Here is a 21,023-nt window from a genome sequence, read left to right as displayed (position 1 = left end):
TCCAATGGTTCCCAAGCCGATTGAATGCCCATGCTCAAGACCCTCGCGGTGGCCAATTACCGCTCGATCAATAAATTGGTGGTGCCGCTGGACCGGTTGAACCTGGTGACCGGGCCCAACGGCAGCGGCAAATCCAACCTGTACCGCGCCCTGCGCCTGCTGGCAGAAACCGCCCAGGGCGGGGTGATCAATGCCCTCGCCCGCGAAGGTGGCCTGGACTCGACCTTCTGGGCCGGCCCGGAAACCATCAGCCGGCGCATGCACAACGGCGAGGTGCCGGTGGAACCCGTGGTGCGCCAAGGCGTGCGGCGTTTGCGCCTGGGCTTTGCCGCCGAAGATTTCAGCTACGCGATTTCCCTCGGCCTGCCGGAGAAGACTATCTCGTCTTTCAAGCTCGACCCGGAGGTGAAAAAGGAATGCATCTGGGCCGGGCACATCTACCGCCCGGCCAGCCTGCTGGTGCAGCGCTCCGGCCCGATGGTGCGCGCCCGCGACGGTCGCGCCTGGGATGTACTGGCCCAGCACACGCCGAATTACCACAGCCTGTTCGATCAGGTCGGCAGCCTGCGCGGCTCGCCGGAGGTGTTGCTGCTGCGCGAAAGCATTCGTGGCTGGCGCTTTTATGATCACTTTCGCAGCGACGTGGATGCGCCTGTGCGCCAGCCGCAATTGGGTACGCGCACGCCGGTGCTGCATCACGACGGGCGCGATCTGGCGGCGGCGTTGCAGACCATTCGTGAGATCGGCGACCCCGAGGCCTTGCAGCGCGCGGTCAGCGATGCGTTCCCCGGTGCGCGGCTGAATATCGAGCCGTTGCAGGGTGGGCGCTTTGCGATTGAGTTTTATCAGGAAGGCTTGCTGCGGCCGTTGTCGGCGGCGGAGTTGTCGGACGGGACCTTGCGTTATCTGCTGCTGATCGCGGCGCTGCTGACGCCTCGGCCGCCGACCATGATGGTGCTGAACGAGCCGGAGACCAGTTTGCATCCGGATTTGTTGCCGGCGTTGGCGCGCTTGATTATCCAGGCGTCGCAGCAGTGCCAGGTGTGGGTGGTGTCGCATGCCAGCCGGTTGATCGCGGCGTTGCAGCAGGATGAGGGGTGTAATTCGATTGTGCTGGAGAAGGTGTTGGGGGAGACGCGGATAGTCGGGCAGGGGATTCTGGATGCGCCGGCTTGGCATTGGCCGGAATAGAGGTTGGCTGTACCGGCCTCATCGGGGGCTTGCCCCCGATGAGGCCAGTAGCATCAATGAAGAATCAGCCCTGCCACTTGCCCCCTTCAACAATCACACTCTCAGGCTTGGTGTCATCGCTCAGCTCTTTACGCACATATTGGTCATACAGCTTGAGCAGGAATTTCTCCTCACCCAACTTCGCCAACTCGGCATTCACCCAGTCACGCAGTTCGATGTTGCCCTTCTTCACCGCCGGGGCAATCGGCGCTTCGTCGCCGAGCTTCTGTTCCAGCACGCGGTAGCCCGGGTTCTGCTTGGCCCAGCTGAACAGCACCAGGTTGTCCTGCGCATACGCATCGCCACGCCCGGCCGACAACGCCTGCAGCGACTCGGAGTTTTTCTCGAACTTGAGCAGTTTCCAGTCCGGGTGGTTCTTGGTCAGCCAGATATCGGCGGTGGTGCCGGTGGTGACGATGGTGGTGCGGGTGGCCAGGTCATCCAGGCTTTTCACCGCGCTGTCGTTCGGCACCAGGGCCTGCACCGCGACTTTCAGGTTGGGGTTGGTGAAGTCCACCGCTTCCTTGCGCTCCGGGGTCACGGTCATGTTGGCGAGGATCAGGTCGACCTTGTCGCTTTGCAGGAACGGAATTCGGCTGGCCGGCTCGACGGCGACGAATTCGACTTTGTTCTCATCGCCCAGCAGGTCCTTGGCGAATTGGCGGCCGATGTCGGTATCAAAACCCACGTAGCGCCCGGCTTCGTTCACGAAGCCGAACGGTGGTTTGTCGGTGAATACGCCGACGATCAGTTTGTCGCGCGCCTTGATCTTGTCGAGGTAGCTAACGGCCGCAGGTTTTACCGGCTCTTCGGCCTTTTTATCGCAGCCGGCCAGTAAGGCGACGGCCAGCAGTGGCAGCAGTAACTTTTTCATATCAGCTCCAGTTCCTTGGGTTTCTTGGGCAGTGTTGAAACAAAGGAGAATTTCTCCAGGAACTGCTGCGCGCGTGCGGTCTGCGGGTTCGTAAAGAAGGCCTCGGGGGTGTTGTGTTCGAGGATGCGGCCGGCCTCCATAAACACCACGCGGTCGGCGACGGCGCGGGCGAAGGCCATTTCGTGGGTGACGATCAGCAGGGTCATGCCATCGCGGGCCAGGCCCTGGATCACTTCCAGCACTTCCTTGACCATCTCCGGGTCGAGGGCGGCAGTGACTTCGTCAAACAGCATGACCTGGGGGTTCATGCACAACGAGCGGACGATGGCGATGCGCTGCTGCTGGCCGCCCGAGAGCTGGCGCGGGAAGGCGTCGCGCTTGTCGGCCAGGCCGACGCGCTCGAGCAATTTTTCCGCCTGGGCGCGGGCTTCACCGGGCTCGCGTTTTTGCACTTTGAGCGGGCCGAGCAGGATGTTGTCGAGCACGCTCATGTGCGGGAACAGGTGATAGCTCTGGAACACCATGCCGATGTCCTGGCGCACCTGGCGCCAGTCGGTTTTTTTGTCCAACAGCTCGTTGCCGGCAAAACGCAGGCTGCCACTGTGGGCCACTTCCAGGCCGTTGAGGCAGCGCAGCAAGGTGCTTTTGCCGCAGCCGCTGGGGCCGAGGATCACCACCACTTCGCCGCTTTGCACGCTCAGGTCGATGCCCTTGAGCACCTGCGTCTCGCCGAAGAATTTGTTGAAACCCTGGAACTCGATCAATGCGCTCATGCTTGGGCCCAGCGCCGTTCCAGCACCTTGGAGGCGGCCGACAACGGGTAGCAGATAAAGAAGAAAAACAGGAACAGCGCGCCGTAGATCAACACCGACTCATAGGTGCGCTCGATGATTTGCTGGCCGACCTTGATTACATCCACCACGCCGATCAGCACCGCCAGGGAGCTGGTCTTGATGATGCGCGTGTAGACGTTGATGGTCGGCGGGGTCATGCGCTTGAGGGCCTGCGGCAGCAGCACGTAGCCGTACAGCTGCGGGTCCGACAGGCCAATCGACAGGCCCGCTTCACGCTGGCCACGGGGCAGCGAATGCAAGGCGCCGCGCACCACTTCGCCGACCTCGCTGGCGCCCCACAACGACAGCACTAGCACCGCGCACCAGAAACTCGGAATGCTCAAGCCGAAGAAAATCGGCAGGCCAAAAAACAGCAGGTACAGCCACACCAGCACCGGGATCGCGCGAAACAGCTCCAGGTACACCCGCAGCACCGCATTGATCAGCCGGTTATTCAAGGTGCGCAGCACGCCATACAGCACGCCGCCGACGGTGCTGAAGGCAATGCTCAAAAATGAAATCGACAGGGTTTGCGCAGCGCCCTTGCCCAGTTGCGGCAACGACACCCACAGCAACTCAAGACCCGAACTGGCCATGCTGGAGCCTCCTTTCCAGGCGGCTGAGCAGCAGCGACAGCGGCAAAAACAGCAGCACGCAAATCAGCGTCAGCACGGCGAGCATTTCGTAGGTCTTGTAGTAGAGGGCGATGTAGCTCTTGGTGGTGTAGAGAATCTCCGGCACCGCCACGGCAGAGACCACAGTGGTCTCCTTGAGCAGGAAGATGAAATTGGCAAACAGCGCCGGCAGGCTGAGGATCCCGGCCTGGGGCAGGATCACATGGCGCAACAGCTGCCAGTCGGACAGGCCGATGGACTTGCCGGATTCGATCTGCGCCAGCGGCACCGCTTCCACACCGGCCCGCAGCACTTCGGTGAGGTAGGCGCCGCCGAGGAAGGTCATGGTGATGATCGCCGCCCAGAACCCGGAGATATTGAAGCCCAGGGCCGGCAGCGCGAAGTACACGAAAAACAGTTGGATCAGCAGCGGCGTGTTACGCGCCAGCTCCACATACAACGCCACCAGGCGCGACAGGTACGGCGTGCGAAACACCAGCAGCGCGGCATTGATCAGCGCCACCAGCAAGGAAGTGGCAATGGCGATCAGGCCCACTTGCAGCGTCACCCCCACGGCTTTGAGAAACGCCGGCAGGGTGCTGAGGATAAAAGCGAAATCGAAGGTCATCTTGAGTCCATGACGCCGCAAGGGTAATGCAGCGGGCGCAGTCCGATCCGGTGTGGGTAACGCCGGGTAGCGCGAACTTTAAAGGTATAAAAAGCAAAATTTAAATACCCAAATAGCATATTGATATCACGCAAAAAGATAACCGCCGGATTCGCGGGTTTGGCAGGTGACAGCTATGGTTGAGGGGTCTGTCATTCGAGGGATTGAATCATGAACACCGCGAAACCCATTGACCCGCAGGAGCTGGTGAAGTGGCTGGTGGCATTGCGCCGGGCGATTAACAGCAGAGCTCTCTGAAACGCTGAATATCCACCATGAAATGAAGATCAAATGTGGGAGGGGCGGTGCGACGATTCGACTTGCCCCCTCACACATTTTTAAATGCATTGCAGATTGCGGGTGTAAAAAAACGCCGACGCTATCCAAGCCGTCGGCGTTCAAACCTTGAAGGGGGTTTTGAGTTACATCAGAACGCCGGCAGTACCGCGCCGTTGTACTTCTTCTCGATGAACGCTTTGACTTCCGGGCTGGTCAGGGCCTTGGACAGTTTCTGGATAGCGTCGCTGTCCTTGTTGTCCGGGCGCGCCACCAGGAAGTTCACGTAGGGCGAGTCGGCGTTTTCGATGATCAATGCGTCCTTGGCTGGGTTGAGGCCGGCTTCCAGGGCGTAGTTGGTGTTGATCAGGTCCAAGTCGACTTCTTTGAGCACGCGTGGCAGCAAGGCCGATTCCAGCTCTTTGAACTTCAGGTTCTTCGGGTTGCTGGCGATGTCTTTTGGCGTGGCCAGGGCATTGGTCGGGTCTTTCAGGGTGATCAGACCGTTCTTCTGCAGCAGCAACAGGGCGCGGCCGCTGTTGGAGCCTTCGTTCGGGATGGCCACGGTGGCGCCGTCTTTCAGGTCTTCGATTTTCTTGATTTTGCTCGAGTAACCGCCGAAGGGTTCAACGTGCACGCCAACCACGGTAACCAGGTTGGTGCCTTTACCCTTGTTGAAGTTTTCCAGGTACGGCAGGGTCTGGAAGTAGTTGGCGTCCAGACGCTTCTCGGCCACCTGTACGTTTGGCTGTACGTAGTCGGTGAAGACTTTGATTTGCAGGTCCACGCCTTCTTTGGCCAGGACTGGCTTGACCAGTTCAAGGATCTCGGCGTGCGGCACCGGTGTGGCAGCCACTACCAGTTTCTCATTGGCCTGGGCCAGGCTTGCAGTCAGGGCAGCCGCCAGTGCGGTAAACAACAGAACCTTTTTCATGCAGTGTCCTTATCGAAATTCCGGGGCGTCTCTGACGACCGTTTTTATAGGGTGTGCCAGCGAAGTGCTATCGCGGCGTGGAAGGGACAATACCTAGTTTTTTTATTCCCGAACAATATCTTTTATTCACGTTGATATTCCATTTTGCTCATACAGGAAGCTGCGCAAGGTTTCCCGCTCGGCAGGGCTGGCAGCGGCGAAGATTCGCTGCACCTGCGCAAGCGGCGAGCCGGCCACCGGCAGGTTCAGATGCTCGGGCAAAATTTCGTCGCCGCTGCTGACCAGCAAGGCGAAGTGAATAACGTTTTCCAGCTCGCGGGTATTGCCCGGCCAACTGTGGTGCTCCAGCACGCGTTGGGCGGCATCGCTGATCAACGGCACCGGCAGGTCCAGGCGCTGGCTGTAGATGCCCAGGAAATACTCGGCCAGGGACAGGATGTCGCCGACCCGCTCGCGCAGTGCCGGTAGATCCAGTTGGCCTTCATTCAGGTAATGGTAGAGCCGCTCATGAAACTTGCCCGCCGCCACGGCCTGGGCCAGGTCGATGCTGGTGGCGGCCACCAGGCGCACGTCCACCGGGCTGGGTTGATGGGCGCCAACACGGGTGACTTCGTGGTTTTCCAGGGCGGCCAGCAACTTGACCTGGATCGGCAGCGGCAAGTCGCCAATCTCGTCCAGGTACAAAGTGCCGCCATTGGCCGAGCCAAACCACCCGGCGCGGCTGCTGGCCGCGCCACTGTGGCTGCCGGCGGCATAGCCGAACAGCTCGGCGTCGGCGTAGGTGGGGCTGATGGCGCCGCAATTGACCGACACAAACAAACCGGTGCGGTCGCTGCCCCGGTGGATATGCCGCGCGAGCAACTCTTTACCGCTGCCGGTTTCGCCGCGAATCAACACGGGCAAGGCGCGCGGAGCGAGGTTTTCCAGGTCTTCGCGCAGCTGGCGCGAACGCGGGTCGACAAACACCAGGGCCTTGGCGCGGATGCTCAGCGGGCTTTTTTCGGCGTCGGGGAAGGTCAGCAAGGGCTGGCCGAAGGTTTCATGACTCATGGCAGGCTCCCGCCCCAAATCCACTCAGGGACGGGGCGTTGAAAAAGTGTCAGGCAGTACGCCGGGCGTGGTGCTCGAGGCGGCTTTGCAGGCGATAGAGGTACGCGAAGCCCTGTTCCCAGCGCTGGTGGCCGGACTTCACATTGATATGGCCGGCTCCCGACAAAATGCCGGCCTCGGCCCCCCAGTTGCGCGCCAGCTCCAGGGCCCGTGGGGCGCTGACGGCGCTGTCGTTGTCGGAACTGACCACCTGGCTGGGAAACGGCAGCAAGTCGGTCGGGATCGGTGCGAAGTTGCGCAAGGCGGGGGCACAGGCAGGTCGCTCGACATCGGCCGGGGCCACCAGCAAGGCGCCACGTACCTGCCGCAAAAACTGCAGCGGTGCGCTGGCCGCCCAATGGGCCACGGTGATGCAGCCCAGGCTATGGGCGATCAGGATAACGGGGGTGCTGTCGGCGGCAATCGCCTCGGCCAGCGCGGCTACCCAATCTTCGCGACGCGGGGTGAGCCAGTCGGCCTGCTCCACGCGCGCGCTGTTGGGCAGGCTGTTCTGCCAGTGACTTTGCCAATGATCTTCTGGCGATCCTTGCCAGCCCGGCACGATCAGATAACGAATCGACTCGCTGTGCATGGGTGTGCCCTCCTGCAGCGTTTAACGTTGCTGACCAGTATAGGGACGGGGGTTATATTCGTTAAGGAATAAGAAGCTATTTATTAATAACTAAAAATACATACCCGTGTGAGATCAAACTGTGGGAGGGGGCTTGCTCCCGATGGCGGTGGGTCAGCCAAAGGTGTGTTGGCTGACAGACTGCAATCGGGAGCAAGCCCCCTCCCACATTTTGATCTCGTTGCACATCGGGTTCGGCGGGGCGGCCCAAATCCCAGGCAAAAAAAAGGCCGCACCCTGCCAAGGAGACGGCCAAAAATTGTCGAGACGTTTGAAACTCAGCGCGCAGTAATCACCGACAGCTTGGTAATCCCCGCGCGTTCGATCGACGCCATGGCTCGCGCCACTTCGCCGTAGTTCACTCCATCGTCAGCCTGCAGTTGCACCCGCACATCGGGGTCCTTGGCCTTGGCCGCCTGCAGGTTGAATTCCAGCAGGTCCGGCTGGATTTCATCCTTGTTGATAAACAGCTTGCCGGCGCCGTCGATGCTCACCACCAGCGGGTCTTTCTGCTCCACCGGGGCCACGGCCTCGGTCTTGGGCAGGTTGATCGGGATCGCGTTGGTCAGCAGCGGCGCGGTGACGATAAACACCACCAGCAGCACCAGCATCACGTCTACCAGCGGCGTGACGTTGATCTCGCTCAGCACCTCATCACTGTCTTGCGTGGAGAAGGCCATCTCAGGACGCCTCCTTCACTTTTTGCGGGTTGCCGGCGCTGGATTTGGTCAACGCCGGGTGCAGCAGCACGCGGAAGGAATTCTTCTGCGCCAGGCTGTAGAAGTCGTGGGCAAAGTCATCCAGGTCGGCAGCCGTAAGCTTCAGGCGGCGCAGGAAATAGTTGTAGACCAGCACCGCGGGCACCGCGACGGCGATCCCTACGCCGGTGGCGACCAGCGCCGCACCGATGGGGCCGGCCACGGTTTCGAGGCTGGCGGAACCGGCGGCGCTGATGCCCTTGAGGGCTTCCATGATCCCCCACACGGTGCCGAACAGGCCGATAAACGGCGAGGTGCTGCCGATACTGGCGACCACGGCGAGCCCGGTTTCCAGCGAGCGGCGTTCCCGCACGATCTGCTGGCGCAGGGCGCGTTCGAGGCGGTCCTGGTGGTTGATGGCCTGGCTCAGGTCGGCCGCGTGGGGCGCCTCGCCGACCTGGATCGCGGCATAACCGGCCTGGGCCACACGGGCCGCAGCGCCCGGTTGGGTTTCGGCGAGTTCGGCGGCGGAGTCGAGGCTCGATGCCGCCCAGAACTGTTTATGGAACTTGCGATCCTGGGCCTTGAGGCGACCGAACTGCACGCCCTTGAGCAGGGCCAGGCCCCAGGTGGCGACCGAAAAGACCACCAGCAGCCAGATCACCGCGCTTTCGATGGATTCAAGTGGAGATGCTAATGCCATGGTGTTTTCCCTCTGAACAGATCGCGGTGTGTGCAACACCCCGCAGCAATAGTTAGTGAATCTTGAAGTCGATCGGTACGCTGACCCAGCCGTTCTGGGCCACATCGCCCTGCTTGGCCGGCACGAAGCTCCAACGCTTCACGGCGGCCAGTGCGGCGTCGTCGAGTTGCTGGCGACCGCTGCTTTTCTGGATCTGGATCTCGCCCGGCTTGCCGCTGGCCAGTACCTGCACCCGCAACAACACCGTGCCTTCCCAACCGCGACGCTGGGCCAGTGACGGATACTCCGGCGCCGGGTTTTTCAGGTACGCGGCGTTGGCCGAAGCAGGCGTTACCGGAGCCGGCGCCGGCGGTGCGACCGGAGCAGGCGCCGGTGGCGCCGGTACCGGTGGCGCGGGCGGTTGCTCAACCGGCTTGGCGACAGGCTTGGGCACCGGTTTGGGCACGGGCTTGGGCGGTGGAATCTTTTTCGGCGCCGGCTTGGCGGCCAATTCATCCACCACCGGCGGCGGTGGCTCGACCACAGGCGGCGGCGGTGGTGGCGGCGCAGGCGGTGGCGGTTCCACCACCGGCGGCGCCGGCTGGGAAAATTCGATGGTCATCGGCGGGATTTCCGGCGGCACGATCGGCAGCACCGGCGTGGCCTTCTGGCTTACCCAATAAATCACTGCACCGTGCAACGCCAACACCAGCAGCCCCAGCAGAATCCCTTCGCGACGGCTGGAGAAACGCTTTGGAGTCTTCTGCGTTCGCAACTGCCCCAACGGCGCGCGGTGCGGCCGGCCAAGGTCGACCAACTCACCACTCGGTGCCTGGCGCCATTGCGCCTCGTGTGCACTGGCGGCGGTCTGGACTTTGCCCATTGATTCACTCCCTACGGTTTTGAAACAAAAAAACCGACAGGCCTGCATGGAAGGCCGTCGAGGGCTGAATCATCGGGGCCAGACGCTTATCTCTTAAAGTAATCTTTAAAGTTATACATAGACCTAAACCGAATAAACAAAACACTCGGAAACGCCGAAGCCTTGTGCGGCGTGGCTTGGCGCCACGCGCTCAGTTTTGAATGCTTTGCAGGCATAAAAAATATTCAGAAAAGGCATGACTCAGCCAGGGCTGTTTGCGCATAAATCGAGCAATTGGCGCTGCAGACTCTGCCCCGCCGCGCCCAGGCCACTGCGGCCATACAGCGCCAGCCGCACGCCCTGCACCGCCGGCAAACCGCTGCCTTCACCCAACACCACATGCCCCGGTTGCACCACCCGACGCGGCAACAGGCTGATGCCCAACCCGGCCGCTACCGCCGAGCACACACTGGCTAGGCTCGCGCTGGAATAACCGATACGCCAGCGCCAGCCGGCCACTTCCAGGTGCTGGAGCATTTCATTGCGGTACAGACCGCCTACCGGGAAGGCCACCAAGGGCAGCGGGTCGCGCCCCAGGCAAGGGGTGCTGCGGCTGTCGACCCAACACAAGGGCTCTGGCCACGACGCCAGGCAGTCGGCGCTGTCGCCCATTTGCTTGACCAGCAACACATCAAACTCGCCGGCCCGGTACTGGCGCTGCAACTCGGGGCCCAGGCCGCTGGTGACCTCCAGACGCACCCGTGGGAACGCCAGCACAAACGCCGACAGCAACGGCATCAGGCGCTCGGCGGCAAAGTCTTCCGGCACGCCCAGGCGCAGCACGCCGTCGCTTTGCTGGTTGATCAACACGTCGGCGGCCTCTTCGTGCAACGCGAGGATGCGTCGCGCATAAGCCAGCAGCCGTTCACCCTCGGCGGTGGCCACCACATGGCGCTGGTCGCGGTCGAGCAACTGGCACGCGGCGGCGTCTTCGAGACGACGGATCTGCTGGCTCACGGTGGATTGGGTGAGGTGCAGGCGCTCGGCGGCGCGGGTGAAGTTGCCGCAATCCACTACGGCGACAAAGCTGCGTAGCAACACCGGATCGAACATAGTCATTCCATTTACCACTGGTTGGCATGTTTATATTTAATTTCAGAATACCTTTGCCGCTGCCCATACTCACGCCTCATTTATCTATCGCAAGGGCGCTGCATGACCCTGAATAAATCCCTCGCCGGCTGGGGCCTGCTGGTGGTGCTTGGCCTCAACCTGCGGCCGATCCTCAGCTCCATCAGCCCCTTGCTCGGCGAAATCCGCCAGGCCACCGGCCTGAGTTTCCAGAGCAGCGCCCTGCTCACCAGCCTGCCGGTGGTGTGCATGGGCCTGGTGGCGCTGGTGGGCGTGCGGGTGGAGGCGCGTCTGGGTGAGCGACGGGGTATCGCGTTGGGCCTGATGATGATTCTGCTGGCGTGCCTGGCGCGTTGGCTGATGGGCCAGGCGTCGGCGTTGCTGGTTACGGCGTTGCTTGGCGGCGCGGGGGTGGCGCTGATCCAGGCGCTGGTGCCGGCGATGATCAAGCGCGAGTTTCATCACCGCGTACCCGTGGCGATGGGCGTGTACTCGGCTTCGCTGATGGCCGGCGGCGGCTTGGCGGCGCTGCTCAGCCCGGTGGTGGCTACGCATTTCCAGCAATGGCAGGCCGGGCTCGGCGTGTGGTTGCTGCCGGCGCTGGGGGCGTTGCTGCTGTGGGCCTGGCTGCCGTTGGGCGCGGCGAAGAATCCACAGGTGGTGCCGGCGTTCCAGGGCCTGCGCAACCGCCGGGCGTGGCTGCTGGCGCTGTATTTCGGTTTGGTCAATTGCGGCTACATGAGCATGGTGGCGTGGCTGCCTGCCTACTATCAGCAACTGGGCTGGGGCGTGTTGCCCAGCGGTTCGTTGCTGGCGTTCATGACCATCTTCCAGGTGATTGCCGCGCTGTTGATGCCGGTGCTGGCGCAACGTGGCGTCGACCGCCGGCCCCTGCTCGGCATCAGCCTGCTGGCGCAAACCGTGGGTTACCTGGGCCTGATCCTCGCCCCGCAGGAGTTTCCCCACCTGTGGGTGGCCTTGTGCGGCTTTGGCCTGGGCGCGTGTTTTGCCCTGAGCCTGCTGCTGACCCTCGACCACCATCGCGACCCGCGCCAAGCCGGGCAACTGGCGGCCTTTGTGCAGGGCGTGGGTTTCTTGATCAATGCGATTTCGCCGTGGATGACCGGCTGGCTGCGTGAGCTGACCGGCAGCTTTGTCAGCGCCTGGGTGGTGCTGACGGTGACGGTGGTGGCCATGCTGCTGGTAACGCGCGTGTTCAGCCCGGCGACCTACCGCACGGTGCCGGCTCTATAGATATGCATTTAAGATCTAGATAAAACAATCAAGCTTCGTTGACGGAATAAGCAAGCGCCTTAAAATCCCGGTTCTCCCAAAGGATGCCGGGCACACCATGGACCTTCGCCAACTGCGCTACTTCATCGCGCTCAACGAACACCGCAGTTTCGTGCGCGCCGCCGACGCCATGGGCATCACCCAGCCGGCATTCAGCCGCAGCATCCAGGGCCTGGAGCAGGAATTCGGCTGTGTGCTGGTGGACCGCGCGAATAAAGACCTGCGCCCCACCCCCGAAGGTCAGGTGGTGCTGCAACACGCGTTGAGCCTGGTGCAGGGCGCGGCGCTGCTCAGCCATGAAGTCACGCGCATGACCAAACTCGACGCCGGCGAAGTACGCTTTGGCAGCGATGCGGTGGCCGCCGTCAACCTGGTGCCCCAGGCCATGGCGCGCTTTATCACCGCGTACCCGAAGGTACGCAGTGCGCTGCAGGTGGATAACTGGGAACGGCTGGGGCGCAGCCTGAGCCGCGAAGAGATCGAATTTTTTATCGCCGATGTGCGCCACTTCGAAGCCGAGCCGAACTTCCAGACCCAGGCCCTGACGCCCCGGCGCAGTGTGTTTTTCTGCCGTGCCGGGCACCCGCTGTTGGCCAAGGACAGCCTGTCCACCAACGACCTGTTCGGCTACCCGCTGGCTACACCACTGATCGCACCGGGCATTCGCAAACTGCTGGCCAACCTCAGTGGGCGCATCGACTTCGCGCCTTCCATCGAGCTTGAGCAGTTTGCCGCGCTGGCGACCATCGTGCGTCAGTCCAACGCCATCGGCCTGGGCGCCGAAGAGGCCTTCGTCGACGCCTTCGCCAGCGGTGAGTTGCAGGTGCTGCACTGGCGCAACCTGCCCCCCGCCCTGGACAGCCTGAACAACCGCTGCGGGGTGATCAGCCGCGCTGGGGTGCGCCTGTCGCCTGCGGCGAAGGCACTGATAGAGACCCTGCAGGCGGTGGAAAACCCAGCCGATTGGCCCGCGCAAACGTCCCGAAATCATTGAAACGCACGCCCATCTCGGCCATGACCTTGTGCGCCACGTTGGCGGTCATCTGGCGGATGTAGAACGGTTCCTTCACCACAAAGTGATGGATGCCATGGGTGCTGCCGAAGTTGAAGCAGAATGCCTGCAACGGCCACATCCACCAGGGGTTGAGCACTTGGGTTTGCTGGATCACATTGCCCAGTTCCACGTCGCCGTAGTAGTGCATGTTGGAGCTGACAAAGTGCAGGCAAAAGGTGCGCAACACGTTGGGGCCGATGATGACCACGGCGGCGATGTCGATGACCTGCATCATCTGCAGGGTGCCGGCTGACCACTCGATGGGCGCGCCCATCAGGCAGGCGATGCCGTTGGCGGCATGAAAGCCGAGGAAGATGTACCACGCGCCCCAATGCAGCAGCGCCAGCGGCGCGTACACCAATAGCGAGCGCTTGAGGATCTTGAGTTTGTGGCCCCAGGTCTTGGCGCGCAGCATGCGGATAAACGCCGACATCACGTTATCGCCGACCATCAGCAAGCGCGCAAAACCCCAGGGTTCACCATTGGTGATGGCGCGCTCTTCCATATCGGTTTCGGTGCCCGACACCTTGTGATGGTTGAGGTGCAGGTGGCGGCGGATCCACGGGTTGATGGTGCTCGGCCGCGCCAGCCACACCAGGCCCATCATCAGGTTGTGGGGCAGGCGTTGCTTGCGAAAGTACATGCTGTGGATCAGGTCGTGTTCCAGCTCGTGGGTCAGCGAGGCGAAGAAGGCATTGAGCAGCAGGCACACCCACCAGGCCATGTGGCCGCTGATGTACAGCGCCGCCGAGCCGAGCATGCCCAGCAGGGCAACGGCCAGGATGCCCGCGCCGAGGGCGTCCTGATGCAGCAGCCAGGGGTGCTGCTGGCGCAGGCGCACGCCCTCGGCCAGCACCACTTCACGGATATGCGCCGAACGCTGTTGCGCGTTCATCTGCCGGGGACTTGCACAAGTACCGTCCATGCTTCCATCCTCTGGTTATCGAGGCTTCCATCCTGCACCAGGCCCCCGTGCAGCGTGCTAGCCCCACACGCCAACCTGTTGACCGCAAGCGCCAATCGTCATGACCGAACCCACCTCACTCGCCAGCTGGACCCGCGCCCTGCGCAAGCAACTCGACGCCCTCGGCCTCGACAGCGCCGCGCTGTGCGCCGAGGCCGGGCTGGACCCGCAGCAGATGGACGACCCGAATGCGCGCTACCCGCTGTCGGCCACCACACGCCTGTGGGAGCTGGCAGTGCAGGCCAGCGGCGACCCGGCGATTGGCTTGCGGGTGTCGCGCTTTGTCAGCCCCACGACTTTTCATGCGCTGGGGTATGCGTTGGTGGCCAGCGGCAGCCTGCGCGAGGTGTTCGAGCGCATCGTGCGTTATCACCAGGTGGTCAGCGATGCGCTGGCGCTGGAGCTGACCCGCGAGGGCGAACGCTACCGTTTCCGCCTGCTGCAACCGCCGGGCAGCCCGGCGCCGGCGCTGGAGGCCATCGACGCATTTGCCGCGATCTATGTGCGCACCTGCCGCAACCGCCTGGGCCGCGAGTACGCGCCACTGGCGGTGTACCTGCGCCGCCCGCCACCGGCCGACCCTACGCCGTGGCACACGGTGTTTCGCGCGCCGGTGTTTTTTGGCGCCGAGGAAGACCGCCTGGAGTTCGCCACTGAGGATTTCGACAGCCACCTCGACGACGCCAACCCCGAGCTGGCCGAGCACAACGAAACCGTGCTCAAGCGCACCCTGGCCCAGCTGCAACCGCTGACCTGGGAGCGCAAGGTGCGCGGTGTTATCGAGGCGCAATTGCCTGACGGCGAGCCAAGTGCGGAACGGGTTGCCCAGGCGTTGCACCTGAGCCTGCGCAGCTTGCAGCGACATCTGGCGGATGAGGGGTGTCGGTTTGATGCGTTGCTCAATGAGTGCAGGCAGAACCTGGCGTTGCTGCACCTGCGGGATCTGCAGTGTTCGTTGGCGGAGATCAGTCATCTGTTGGGGTTTGCGGATACCAGCAGCTTTAATCGGGCGTTCAAGCGTTGGACGGGGATGACGCCGGGGCAGTTTCGGGATGGGTTGCGGTAGAGGGATTTGTGGTGGATTTTATGGCCTCATCGGGGGCAAGCCCCCTCCCACCTTTGAATGTATTCACAAATCCAAATGTGGGAGGGGGCTTGCCCCCGATGGCAGTGGTCCAGGCACTACAGCCTCCGATCCCGCCGCAGCACCTTCTTCACCCGCATCACCAACGCCTTGGCCTCAAACGGCTTGAGCAAATAATCATCCTCATGCAGCTCCAACCCACGCAACCGGTCTTCAATCCCGCCCGGCGTGGTCAAAAACAGCAGCGGCGTGGCACCCTTCAGCCTCACCGCCTGCTGCAATTTCCAGGCATTCAGCCCGGGCAGCATCACGTCCAGGATCACCAGGTCGTACTCGCTGCTTTCGACAAAGCGCTGCGCCGCCATGCCATTGGCCGCGACTTCCACGGTATAGCCGGCCTCGTTCAAGCCCTGGGCCATCCGCTGTGCCTCGTCGGTTTCATGTTCCACTAGCAGCACGCGCATAACACACCTCGATTGATCAGACGTGCAGGCTACCACCCTCAGGTGTGCGCTGCCTCGCGCAGGCGCTGTGGGTCGAGGATTTCGATCTCGCCGTAGCCCAGGCGCACGATGCCTTGGGCTTGCAGGTCCTTGAGCAAGGCGTTGGTGGTCTGGCGCGACAGGCTCAGCATCGCCGCCAGGTCTTCCTGGGGCAATTGCAGCACGCGCTTTGCGTGGTCCATGTCGCCGTAGCCGTCAATGATCATCAACAGCCGGTGGGCCAGGCGCACCGAGGCGGGCATCAGGCTCAATTGTTCGAGGCCGATAAAACTCAGGCGCAACTTCTGGCTCATCAACAACGCCAGGTCGCGCCAGTACTGCGGGGCTTGGTCGAGCATTTTCAGCAGTGCCTGCTGCGGTACTTGCAACAAGGTGCACGGCCCGACGGCGCAGGCGTCATGGGTGCGCGGCAGGCCGTCGAACAGGCAGATTTCGCCGAACCAGAAGGGCGGTTCCACCAGGCTCAGCACGGCCTCCTTGCCCTGCTCGCTCACCGCACTCACCCGCAATGCACCGTCGAGCACCGCGTACAGGCCACAGGGCGGGTCACCGCGTTTGAACAGGTATTGCCCCGCCGTCAGCTGCCGCAGCCGCGCGTGGGCCAGCAGGCTATGCTGAAACGCGGTGGGCAGGTGGCTGAACCAGTGCCCGGTGGCCAAGCGGGCGCGCCATTGCTCTACATCCATGCGAACTCCGAAGATTGTCGCCCAGCTGACAGTTGGTCGCGGGCTGACAGGGCATGATCCACCATCCTACAGGAGGAACAACAATGAAAAGCCTCGTCGACCACCTCAGTCAATACGCCGCCTACCACCGCGACCCGCGCAATATCGCCAGCCACTTTATTGGCATCCCGTTGATTGTGGTGGCGGTGGCGGTGCTGCTGTCACGCCCGGAATGGGCGGTGGGCGGCCTGTGGATTTCACCGGCGGTGATTGTCGCGCTGTTGTCAGCGTGGTTTTACCTGCGCCTGGAGCTGGCTTTGGGCGTGCTGATGACGGTGCTGATGGGCTTGTCGGTGTGGGCCGGGCACGTGCTGGCGGCGCAGAGCACGCTGGTGTGGCTGAGTAGCGGGATTGGGATGTTTGTGGTGGGCTGGGTGATTCAGTTTGTCGGGCATTACTACGAAGGCAAGAAGCCGGCGTTTGTGGATGACGTGTCGGGGTTGATTGTGGGGCCGTTGTTTGTGGTGGCGGAGTTGGCGTTTCTGGTGGGGTTGCGGCACGACCTTAAACAGCAGATTGAAGAGCGCTCGGGGCCAGTAGCGCGCCGCGACCTAACGCCTGGTCAGATCTGAATGTGGGAGGGGGCTTGCCCCCTCCCACATTGGTTCTGTTTCAACAGTTGGTTTTGCGGTGTGCCTAGGCTTTTTGCCAGACTTTTGGCTTGAAGAACAGGGTCTCGCCGCGCGCCAATCCGGTGAGGCTGTCATGGTCTTTCACCACTTCAGCCTCGATCAGGTCAGTCTGGCCCTCAACCTTCAACGTCACCCGCGTGGTAGCGCCCAATGGGCGGATATCGCGCACTTCCGCCGCGTGGTGGTCTTCCAGCTCATGGCGCGACAGCGACACTTCGTGCGGCCGGAACAGCACGTGCTTGTCCTCGCCCAAATGCAGGCGGTTGGAGTCGCCGAGGAAGTGGTAAACAAAGTCGCTGGCCGGGTTTTCGTAGACTTCACCCGGTGAGCCGATCTGCTCGATCACGCCTTTATTCATCACCACGATACGGTCGGCGACTTCCATGGCCTCTTCCTGGTCGTGGGTCACGAATACCGAGGTGAGGTTGATGTCTTCGTGCAGGCGCGCCAGCCAGCGGCGCAGTTCTTTACGGACCTTGGCGTCGAGGGCGCCGAAGGGCTCATCCAGCAGCAGCACCTTGGGCTCCACCGCCAGGGCACGGGCCAGGGCGATACGCTGGCGCTGGCCACCGGACAGCTGCTCCGGGTAGCGATCCGACAACCAATCCAGCTGCACCATGTTCAGCAGCTCGTGCACCTTGGCCGCGATCTGGGTTTCGCTCGGGCGCTGGTTTTTCGGCTTCATGCGCAGGCCGAAGGCAACGTTGTCGAACACGGTCATATGGCGGAACAGCGCGTAGTGCTGGAACACGAAGCCGACGTTGCGATCGCGCACGTCGTGGCCGGACACGTCTTCACCGTGGAACACGATGCTGCCGTCATCCGGGGTTTCCAGGCCGGCGATGATGCGCAGCAAGGTAGTCTTGCCGCAGCCGGACGGGCCCAGCAACGCCACCAGCTCGCCACTCTGGATATCCAGATTGATGCTGTTCAGGGCCTTGAAGGCGTTGAAATTCTTGCTGACATTACGGACTTCGATCGACATGACTTATTCCTCACCGGCGCTTTTGCGCAGGCGGTTGATACGGTTCTCGCTCCACTGCTTGAGCAGCAGGATGAAGAGCGCCAGGATCAGCAACAGGCTCGCGACGGCAAACGCGGCAACGTGGTTGTATTCGTTGTAGAGGATCTCGACGTGCAGCGGCAAGGTGTTGGTCACGCCGCGAATGTGGCCGGACACCACCGACACTGCGCCGAATTCACCCATGGCCCGCGCGGTACAGAGCACCACGCCGTAGATCAGGCCCCACTTGATGTTCGGTACGGTCACATGCCAGAACATCTGCCAGCCATTGGCGCCCAGCAGGCGCGCGGCCTCTTCTTCCTGGGTGCCCTGCTCCTGCATCAGCGGGATCAGTTCACGGGCCACGAAGGGCACGGTGACGAAGATGGTAGCGAGCACGATACCCGGCAGGGCGAAGACGATCTGGATGTCATGGTCCTGCAACCACGGGCCAAAGAAGCCTTGGGCGCCGAACATCAACACGTAGACCAGACCCGCGATCACCGGCGAGACCGAGAACGGCAAGTCGATCAGCGTCACCAGGATGCTTTTGCCACGAAACGAGTACTTGCTCACGCACCACGCGGCGCTGACGCCGAACACCACGTTGAGTGGCACCGAAATCGCCACGGCGATCACCGTGAGTTTCAAGGCCGACAGCGCGTCGGGTTCGAGGATCGCGGTGAAGAACGCGCCGAGGCCATTCTTCAGGCCCTGGGACACCACGATAAACAGCGGCAGCAGCAGGAACAGGAAGAATACCAGCCAGCCGAGGCTGATCAGGATACGTCGCGACACTGCGCTGCCACGGCGGGCAGCGTTGGCCGAGGACGCGGCGGAAATAGACGATTGGGACATGTTCCGCGCCTCCTTATGGACGTTCGATGCGCCGCTGCAACAAGTTGATCAGCAGCAGCAAGACAAAGGAAACCACCAGCATCAGCACACCAATGGAGGTGGCACCGCGGTAGTCGTACTGGTCGAGCTTCACCATGATCAGCAACGGCAAAATCTCGGTTTTCATCGGCATGTTGCCGGCGATGAAAATCACCGAGCCGTACTCGCCGACGCCACGGGCAAAAGCCAACGCGAAGCCGGTCAGCCAAGCCGGCAGCAACGCGGGCACGAGGATGTAGCGGAACACCTGCAACGGCTTGGCGCCCAGGCAGGCGGCGGCTTCTTCGATTTCCCGGGGGATATCGGCCAGCACCGGCTGCACCGTACGCACCACGAATGGCAGCGTGACAAAGGTCAGCGCCAGGGTGATGCCCAGCGGCGAGTAGGCGATCTTGAAGCCCAGGTCAGCGGCAAACTGGCCAACCAGACCGGTGGGCGTGTACAGCGCGGTCAGCGCGATACCGGCCACAGCAGTGGGCAGGGCGAACGGCAGGTCGATCATCGCATCGATGATCTTGCGGCCGGGGAAGGTGTAGCGCACCAGCACCCAGGCCAGCAGCGTGCCGATCACGCCGTTGATCAGCGCGGCGTACAACGCGGTGCTGAAGCTCAGTTTCAACGCCGCCAGCACGCGCGGTGCGGAAATAATGGCCCAGAACTGATCCCAAGTGAGTTGAGCGGCGTGTACAAACATCGCCGCGAGGGGGATGAGTACGATCAGGCTGAGGTACACCACGGTGTAGCCCAGCGTCAGCCCGAAGCCGGGTATGACGGGGGAAATACGACGCGACATAAGAGTCCTTGGTTAGCGGAACTGACACACAAAACCCGCAGGTGAATGCGGGCTCTGTGGGTGTGTGTTTCTCGGCTTACTGCGCCGTGTAGATCTGGTCGAACACGCCACCGTCGTTAAAGAATTTCGGTTGGGCAGTTTTCCAGCCGCCGAAGTCTTTGTCGATAGTCACCAGGTCCAGTTTCGGGAACTGCTGGGCGTATTTGGCGGCTACTTTCGCATCGCGTGGGCGGTAGAAGTTTTTCGCCGCAATCTCCTGGCCAGCCGGGCTGTACAGGTGTTTCAGGTATTCGGTGGCGATTTCGGTGTTGCCCTTTTTCTCGGCGTTCTTGTCGACCACGGCAACCGGCGGCTCGGCGAGGATCGACAGGGACGGTACGACGATATCGAACTTGTCGGCGCCGCCGTCTTCTTTCAGGGCCAGGAACGCCTCGTTTTCCCAGGCCAGCAACACGTCACCCTGACCGTTGTTGACGAAGGTGATGGTCGAACCGCGTGCACCGGTGTCGAGGATCGGCACGTGCTTGAACAGCTCTTTCACGTATTCCTGGGCCTTGGCTTCGCTGCCGCCGGATTTGAGGCCGTAGGCCCACGCGGCGAGGAAGTTCCAACGTGCACCGCCGGAGGTTTTCGGGTTTGGCGTGATCACCGACACGTCTTTCTTGATCAGGTCGCCCCAGTCCTTGATGCCTTTAGGGTTGCCCTTGCGCACCAGGAACACGATGGTCGAGGTGTACGGAGTGCTCGCATCCGGCAGGCGGGTCTGCCAGTTCTCCGGCAGGGTCTTGCCCAGCTTGGCGATTTCGTCGATGTCGCCGGCCAGGGCCAGGGTCACGACGTCGGCGCGCAGGCCGTCGATCACAGCCCGACCTTGTTTGCCCGAACCGCCGTGGGATTGCTGGATCTTGACGTTGTCGCCCGGGTGGGACTGCTTCCAGAAATTGGTGAACTCAGCGTTGTAGTCCTGGTACAGCTCACGGGTAGGGTCGTACGAGACGTTGAGCAACTCGTAGTCCTTGGCAACGGCGGAACCTGCAAACACGGCACTGGCCAGGGCGGCCAGGGCATAACGGCGAATCGACGACATAGAAGGCTCCTGAGAATTCTGGGGTGTTGGCTTTTTCTTATAGTTGCGGGTCTAGCATGCGAATCGCCGTTGGTGCTTACGCCGGTTTGTTGCCCGGGTTCTGCAAACGGAATTTTTCTTTGCGTTCGATCTGTACCACTTGCGCGTTATGCACAGTGATTTCCACCGCGCCAAACCGCAGATCGCGCAGGGCGCTCTGGATCTCACGCAAAATGGCTGCTTCGTCCTGGCCGTCGACGCTACGTAGAGATGCGCTCATGGTCTCGCTCCTGAAATGAATAGTGCCTCGCAGTGGCGGCACTGCTTGCGGCGTGAGGGCGATAGTAGATAAGCGCGGATATTCTTAAAAATACTATTTAAGAATGTTTATATAACCAGAAAGAATTTTCTGGTGGGACGTGGGGTTGCGCGCGGGTTTCGTGCTCGGGCAACGAAATAAAGCCCTGTGAATTTCAAATGTGGGAGGG

Annotated in this window: 24 protein-coding genes; 5 read left to right on the top strand and 19 right to left on the bottom strand. The window is 62.0% G+C overall.

All coding sequences use genetic code 11. The features are described from left to right. Window positions 1-30: 30 nt before the first annotated feature. Window positions 31-1,191: an AAA family ATPase gene (locus AC0IYH_RS07850; RefSeq protein ID WP_471833726.1), complete on the top strand. Its 1,161-nt coding sequence runs from the start codon at window positions 31-33 to the stop codon at window positions 1,189-1,191. Between the two features lie 64 nt (window positions 1,192-1,255). On the opposite strand, the gene AC0IYH_RS07845 is transcribed toward AC0IYH_RS07850, so the two are convergent. From AC0IYH_RS07845 to AC0IYH_RS07795, 11 genes are all read right to left on the bottom strand, one after another. After that, the gene (locus AC0IYH_RS07845; protein WP_116627601.1) at window positions 1,256-2,104 is read right to left on the bottom strand and encodes a transporter substrate-binding domain-containing protein; all 849 of its coding nucleotides are present in this window, start codon (window positions 2,102-2,104) and stop codon (window positions 1,256-1,258) included. After that, on the bottom strand, window positions 2,101-2,877 hold the full coding sequence (locus AC0IYH_RS07840; RefSeq protein WP_116627602.1) for an amino acid ABC transporter ATP-binding protein: 777 nt from the start codon (window positions 2,875-2,877) through the stop codon (window positions 2,101-2,103). The genes AC0IYH_RS07845 and AC0IYH_RS07840 overlap by 4 nt, the downstream gene beginning before the upstream one ends. After that, window positions 2,874-3,533: an amino acid ABC transporter permease gene (locus tag AC0IYH_RS07835; protein WP_101265390.1), complete on the bottom strand. Its 660-nt coding sequence runs from the start codon at window positions 3,531-3,533 to the stop codon at window positions 2,874-2,876. Before AC0IYH_RS07835 ends, AC0IYH_RS07840 begins: the two co-directional genes overlap by 4 nt. After that, window positions 3,514-4,179 (bottom strand): amino acid ABC transporter permease, encoded by a 666-nt coding sequence (locus AC0IYH_RS07830; protein WP_003187615.1) that lies wholly within the window; start codon window positions 4,177-4,179, stop codon window positions 3,514-3,516. Before AC0IYH_RS07830 ends, AC0IYH_RS07835 begins: the two co-directional genes overlap by 20 nt. A gap of 466 nt (window positions 4,180-4,645) precedes the next feature. Continuing rightward, on the bottom strand, window positions 4,646-5,428 hold the full coding sequence (locus tag AC0IYH_RS07825) for a MetQ/NlpA family ABC transporter substrate-binding protein (RefSeq protein WP_471833723.1): 783 nt from the start codon (window positions 5,426-5,428) through the stop codon (window positions 4,646-4,648). 126 nt (window positions 5,429-5,554) lie between these two features. After that, entirely contained in the window at window positions 5,555-6,478 is a 924-nt protein-coding gene (locus AC0IYH_RS07820) for a sigma 54-interacting transcriptional regulator (protein ID WP_471833721.1), read from the bottom strand. 49 nt (window positions 6,479-6,527) lie between these two features. Next, window positions 6,528-7,109, bottom strand: coding sequence for an alpha/beta hydrolase (locus AC0IYH_RS07815; RefSeq protein WP_101265384.1), 582 nt, complete (start codon window positions 7,107-7,109; stop codon window positions 6,528-6,530). A gap of 317 nt (window positions 7,110-7,426) precedes the next feature. Further along, window positions 7,427-7,828 (bottom strand): ExbD/TolR family protein, encoded by a 402-nt coding sequence (locus tag AC0IYH_RS07810; protein WP_010565408.1) that lies wholly within the window; start codon window positions 7,826-7,828, stop codon window positions 7,427-7,429. A gap of 1 nt (window position 7,829) precedes the next feature. Then, complete coding sequence (locus tag AC0IYH_RS07805; protein ID WP_122774954.1) at window positions 7,830-8,549, bottom strand: MotA/TolQ/ExbB proton channel family protein; 720 nt, start codon at window positions 8,547-8,549, stop codon at window positions 7,830-7,832. 52 nt (window positions 8,550-8,601) lie between these two features. Next, on the bottom strand, window positions 8,602-9,411 hold the full coding sequence (locus AC0IYH_RS07800) for an energy transducer TonB (protein ID WP_122774955.1): 810 nt from the start codon (window positions 9,409-9,411) through the stop codon (window positions 8,602-8,604). A gap of 240 nt (window positions 9,412-9,651) precedes the next feature. Next, window positions 9,652-10,503 (bottom strand): LysR family transcriptional regulator, encoded by an 852-nt coding sequence (locus AC0IYH_RS07795; protein ID WP_116627607.1) that lies wholly within the window; start codon window positions 10,501-10,503, stop codon window positions 9,652-9,654. A 102-nt stretch (window positions 10,504-10,605) separates the two neighbouring features. On the opposite strand from AC0IYH_RS07795, the gene AC0IYH_RS07790 reads away from it, so the two are divergent. Both AC0IYH_RS07790 and AC0IYH_RS07785 read left to right on the top strand, forming a co-directional pair. Then, window positions 10,606-11,775 carry a CynX/NimT family MFS transporter gene (locus AC0IYH_RS07790; RefSeq protein ID WP_471833717.1) on the top strand — a complete coding sequence of 390 codons (1,170 nt, stop codon included), beginning with the start codon at window positions 10,606-10,608 and terminating at the stop codon, window positions 11,773-11,775. A 97-nt stretch (window positions 11,776-11,872) separates the two neighbouring features. Then, window positions 11,873-12,808 carry a LysR family transcriptional regulator gene (locus tag AC0IYH_RS07785; protein ID WP_471833715.1) on the top strand — a complete coding sequence of 312 codons (936 nt, stop codon included), beginning with the start codon at window positions 11,873-11,875 and terminating at the stop codon, window positions 12,806-12,808. Here the strand turns inward: AC0IYH_RS07785 and AC0IYH_RS07780 are convergent. Then, window positions 12,699-13,793: a fatty acid desaturase gene (locus AC0IYH_RS07780; RefSeq protein ID WP_471833713.1), complete on the bottom strand. Its 1,095-nt coding sequence runs from the start codon at window positions 13,791-13,793 to the stop codon at window positions 12,699-12,701. The two genes, AC0IYH_RS07785 and AC0IYH_RS07780, sit on opposite strands and share 110 nt — an antisense overlap. A gap of 100 nt (window positions 13,794-13,893) precedes the next feature. Between AC0IYH_RS07780 and AC0IYH_RS07775 the strand changes: the two genes are divergently transcribed. Next, window positions 13,894-14,898, top strand: coding sequence for an AraC family transcriptional regulator (locus tag AC0IYH_RS07775; RefSeq protein ID WP_116627611.1), 1,005 nt, complete (start codon window positions 13,894-13,896; stop codon window positions 14,896-14,898). Between the two features lie 116 nt (window positions 14,899-15,014). Here the strand turns inward: AC0IYH_RS07775 and AC0IYH_RS07770 are convergent, their stop codons facing one another. Then, on the bottom strand, window positions 15,015-15,380 hold the full coding sequence (locus tag AC0IYH_RS07770; RefSeq protein ID WP_116627612.1) for a response regulator: 366 nt from the start codon (window positions 15,378-15,380) through the stop codon (window positions 15,015-15,017). A gap of 38 nt (window positions 15,381-15,418) precedes the next feature. Beyond that, window positions 15,419-16,105: a Crp/Fnr family transcriptional regulator gene (locus tag AC0IYH_RS07765; RefSeq protein ID WP_471833711.1), complete on the bottom strand. Its 687-nt coding sequence runs from the start codon at window positions 16,103-16,105 to the stop codon at window positions 15,419-15,421. Between the two features lie 83 nt (window positions 16,106-16,188). On the opposite strand from AC0IYH_RS07765, the gene AC0IYH_RS07760 reads away from it, so the two are divergent. After that, complete coding sequence (locus AC0IYH_RS07760) at window positions 16,189-16,716, top strand: Mpo1 family 2-hydroxy fatty acid dioxygenase (protein WP_471833709.1); 528 nt, start codon at window positions 16,189-16,191, stop codon at window positions 16,714-16,716. A 64-nt stretch (window positions 16,717-16,780) separates the two neighbouring features. On the opposite strand, the gene AC0IYH_RS07755 is transcribed toward AC0IYH_RS07760, so the two are convergent. The 5 genes from AC0IYH_RS07755 to oscA form a co-directional block, all read right to left on the bottom strand. Beyond that, window positions 16,781-17,761: a sulfate ABC transporter ATP-binding protein gene (locus AC0IYH_RS07755; protein ID WP_116627615.1), complete on the bottom strand. Its 981-nt coding sequence runs from the start codon at window positions 17,759-17,761 to the stop codon at window positions 16,781-16,783. 3 nt (window positions 17,762-17,764) lie between these two features. Beyond that, the gene (gene cysW / locus AC0IYH_RS07750; RefSeq protein ID WP_116627616.1) at window positions 17,765-18,637 is read right to left on the bottom strand and encodes a sulfate ABC transporter permease subunit CysW; all 873 of its coding nucleotides are present in this window, start codon (window positions 18,635-18,637) and stop codon (window positions 17,765-17,767) included. A gap of 13 nt (window positions 18,638-18,650) precedes the next feature. Beyond that, window positions 18,651-19,469, bottom strand: coding sequence for a sulfate ABC transporter permease subunit CysT (gene cysT, locus AC0IYH_RS07745; protein ID WP_064450147.1), 819 nt, complete (start codon window positions 19,467-19,469; stop codon window positions 18,651-18,653). Between the two features lie 76 nt (window positions 19,470-19,545). Then, complete coding sequence (locus AC0IYH_RS07740) at window positions 19,546-20,556, bottom strand: sulfate ABC transporter substrate-binding protein (RefSeq protein WP_053137687.1); 1,011 nt, start codon at window positions 20,554-20,556, stop codon at window positions 19,546-19,548. Between the two features lie 76 nt (window positions 20,557-20,632). Then, the gene (gene oscA, locus AC0IYH_RS07735) at window positions 20,633-20,815 is read right to left on the bottom strand and encodes a sulfur starvation response protein OscA (protein WP_010565387.1); all 183 of its coding nucleotides are present in this window, start codon (window positions 20,813-20,815) and stop codon (window positions 20,633-20,635) included. Window positions 20,816-21,023: the final 208 nt, after the last annotated feature.

It is taken from the genome of Pseudomonas sp. AC463 (genome assembly GCF_979253585.1).
Note: the sequence above shows the minus strand (reverse complement) of the source record. Positions and strands in the feature narration are given on the sequence as shown.

What these genes read in the sequence shown, in the direction of transcription:
- AC0IYH_RS07805 (WP_122774954.1), bottom strand. Translation starts at nt 8,549, where the DNA reads ATGGCATTAGCATCTCCACTTGAATCCATCGAAAGCGCGGTGATCTGG.
- AC0IYH_RS07810 (WP_010565408.1), bottom strand. Translation starts at nt 7,828, where the DNA reads ATGGCCTTCTCCACGCAAGACAGTGATGAGGTGCTGAGCGAGATCAAC.
- AC0IYH_RS07755 (WP_116627615.1), bottom strand. Translation starts at nt 17,761, where the DNA reads ATGTCGATCGAAGTCCGTAATGTCAGCAAGAATTTCAACGCCTTCAAG.
- AC0IYH_RS07830 (WP_003187615.1), bottom strand. Translation starts at nt 4,179, where the DNA reads ATGACCTTCGATTTCGCTTTTATCCTCAGCACCCTGCCGGCGTTTCTC.
- AC0IYH_RS07770 (WP_116627612.1), bottom strand. Translation starts at nt 15,380, where the DNA reads ATGCGCGTGCTGCTAGTGGAACATGAAACCGACGAGGCACAGCGGATG.
- AC0IYH_RS07825 (WP_471833723.1), bottom strand. Translation starts at nt 5,428, where the DNA reads ATGAAAAAGGTTCTGTTGTTTACCGCACTGGCGGCTGCCCTGACTGCA.
- AC0IYH_RS07775 (WP_116627611.1), top strand. Translation starts at nt 13,894, where the DNA reads ATGACCGAACCCACCTCACTCGCCAGCTGGACCCGCGCCCTGCGCAAG.
- AC0IYH_RS07840 (WP_116627602.1), bottom strand. Translation starts at nt 2,877, where the DNA reads ATGAGCGCATTGATCGAGTTCCAGGGTTTCAACAAATTCTTCGGCGAG.
- cysT (WP_064450147.1), bottom strand. Translation starts at nt 19,469, where the DNA reads ATGTCGCGTCGTATTTCCCCCGTCATACCCGGCTTCGGGCTGACGCTG.
- AC0IYH_RS07740 (WP_053137687.1), bottom strand. Translation starts at nt 20,556, where the DNA reads ATGTCGTCGATTCGCCGTTATGCCCTGGCCGCCCTGGCCAGTGCCGTG.
- oscA (WP_010565387.1), bottom strand. Translation starts at nt 20,815, where the DNA reads ATGAGCGCATCTCTACGTAGCGTCGACGGCCAGGACGAAGCAGCCATT.
- AC0IYH_RS07800 (WP_122774955.1), bottom strand. Translation starts at nt 9,411, where the DNA reads ATGGGCAAAGTCCAGACCGCCGCCAGTGCACACGAGGCGCAATGGCGC.
- AC0IYH_RS07845 (WP_116627601.1), bottom strand. Translation starts at nt 2,104, where the DNA reads ATGAAAAAGTTACTGCTGCCACTGCTGGCCGTCGCCTTACTGGCCGGC.
- cysW (WP_116627616.1), bottom strand. Translation starts at nt 18,637, where the DNA reads ATGTCCCAATCGTCTATTTCCGCCGCGTCCTCGGCCAACGCTGCCCGC.
- AC0IYH_RS07785 (WP_471833715.1), top strand. Translation starts at nt 11,873, where the DNA reads ATGGACCTTCGCCAACTGCGCTACTTCATCGCGCTCAACGAACACCGC.
- AC0IYH_RS07760 (WP_471833709.1), top strand. Translation starts at nt 16,189, where the DNA reads ATGAAAAGCCTCGTCGACCACCTCAGTCAATACGCCGCCTACCACCGC.
- AC0IYH_RS07835 (WP_101265390.1), bottom strand. Translation starts at nt 3,533, where the DNA reads ATGGCCAGTTCGGGTCTTGAGTTGCTGTGGGTGTCGTTGCCGCAACTG.
- AC0IYH_RS07790 (WP_471833717.1), top strand. Translation starts at nt 10,606, where the DNA reads ATGACCCTGAATAAATCCCTCGCCGGCTGGGGCCTGCTGGTGGTGCTT.
- AC0IYH_RS07815 (WP_101265384.1), bottom strand. Translation starts at nt 7,109, where the DNA reads ATGCACAGCGAGTCGATTCGTTATCTGATCGTGCCGGGCTGGCAAGGA.
- AC0IYH_RS07850 (WP_471833726.1), top strand. Translation starts at nt 31, where the DNA reads ATGCTCAAGACCCTCGCGGTGGCCAATTACCGCTCGATCAATAAATTG.
- AC0IYH_RS07795 (WP_116627607.1), bottom strand. Translation starts at nt 10,503, where the DNA reads ATGTTCGATCCGGTGTTGCTACGCAGCTTTGTCGCCGTAGTGGATTGC.
- AC0IYH_RS07765 (WP_471833711.1), bottom strand. Translation starts at nt 16,105, where the DNA reads ATGGATGTAGAGCAATGGCGCGCCCGCTTGGCCACCGGGCACTGGTTC.
- AC0IYH_RS07780 (WP_471833713.1), bottom strand. Translation starts at nt 13,793, where the DNA reads ATGGACGGTACTTGTGCAAGTCCCCGGCAGATGAACGCGCAACAGCGT.
- AC0IYH_RS07820 (WP_471833721.1), bottom strand. Translation starts at nt 6,478, where the DNA reads ATGAGTCATGAAACCTTCGGCCAGCCCTTGCTGACCTTCCCCGACGCC.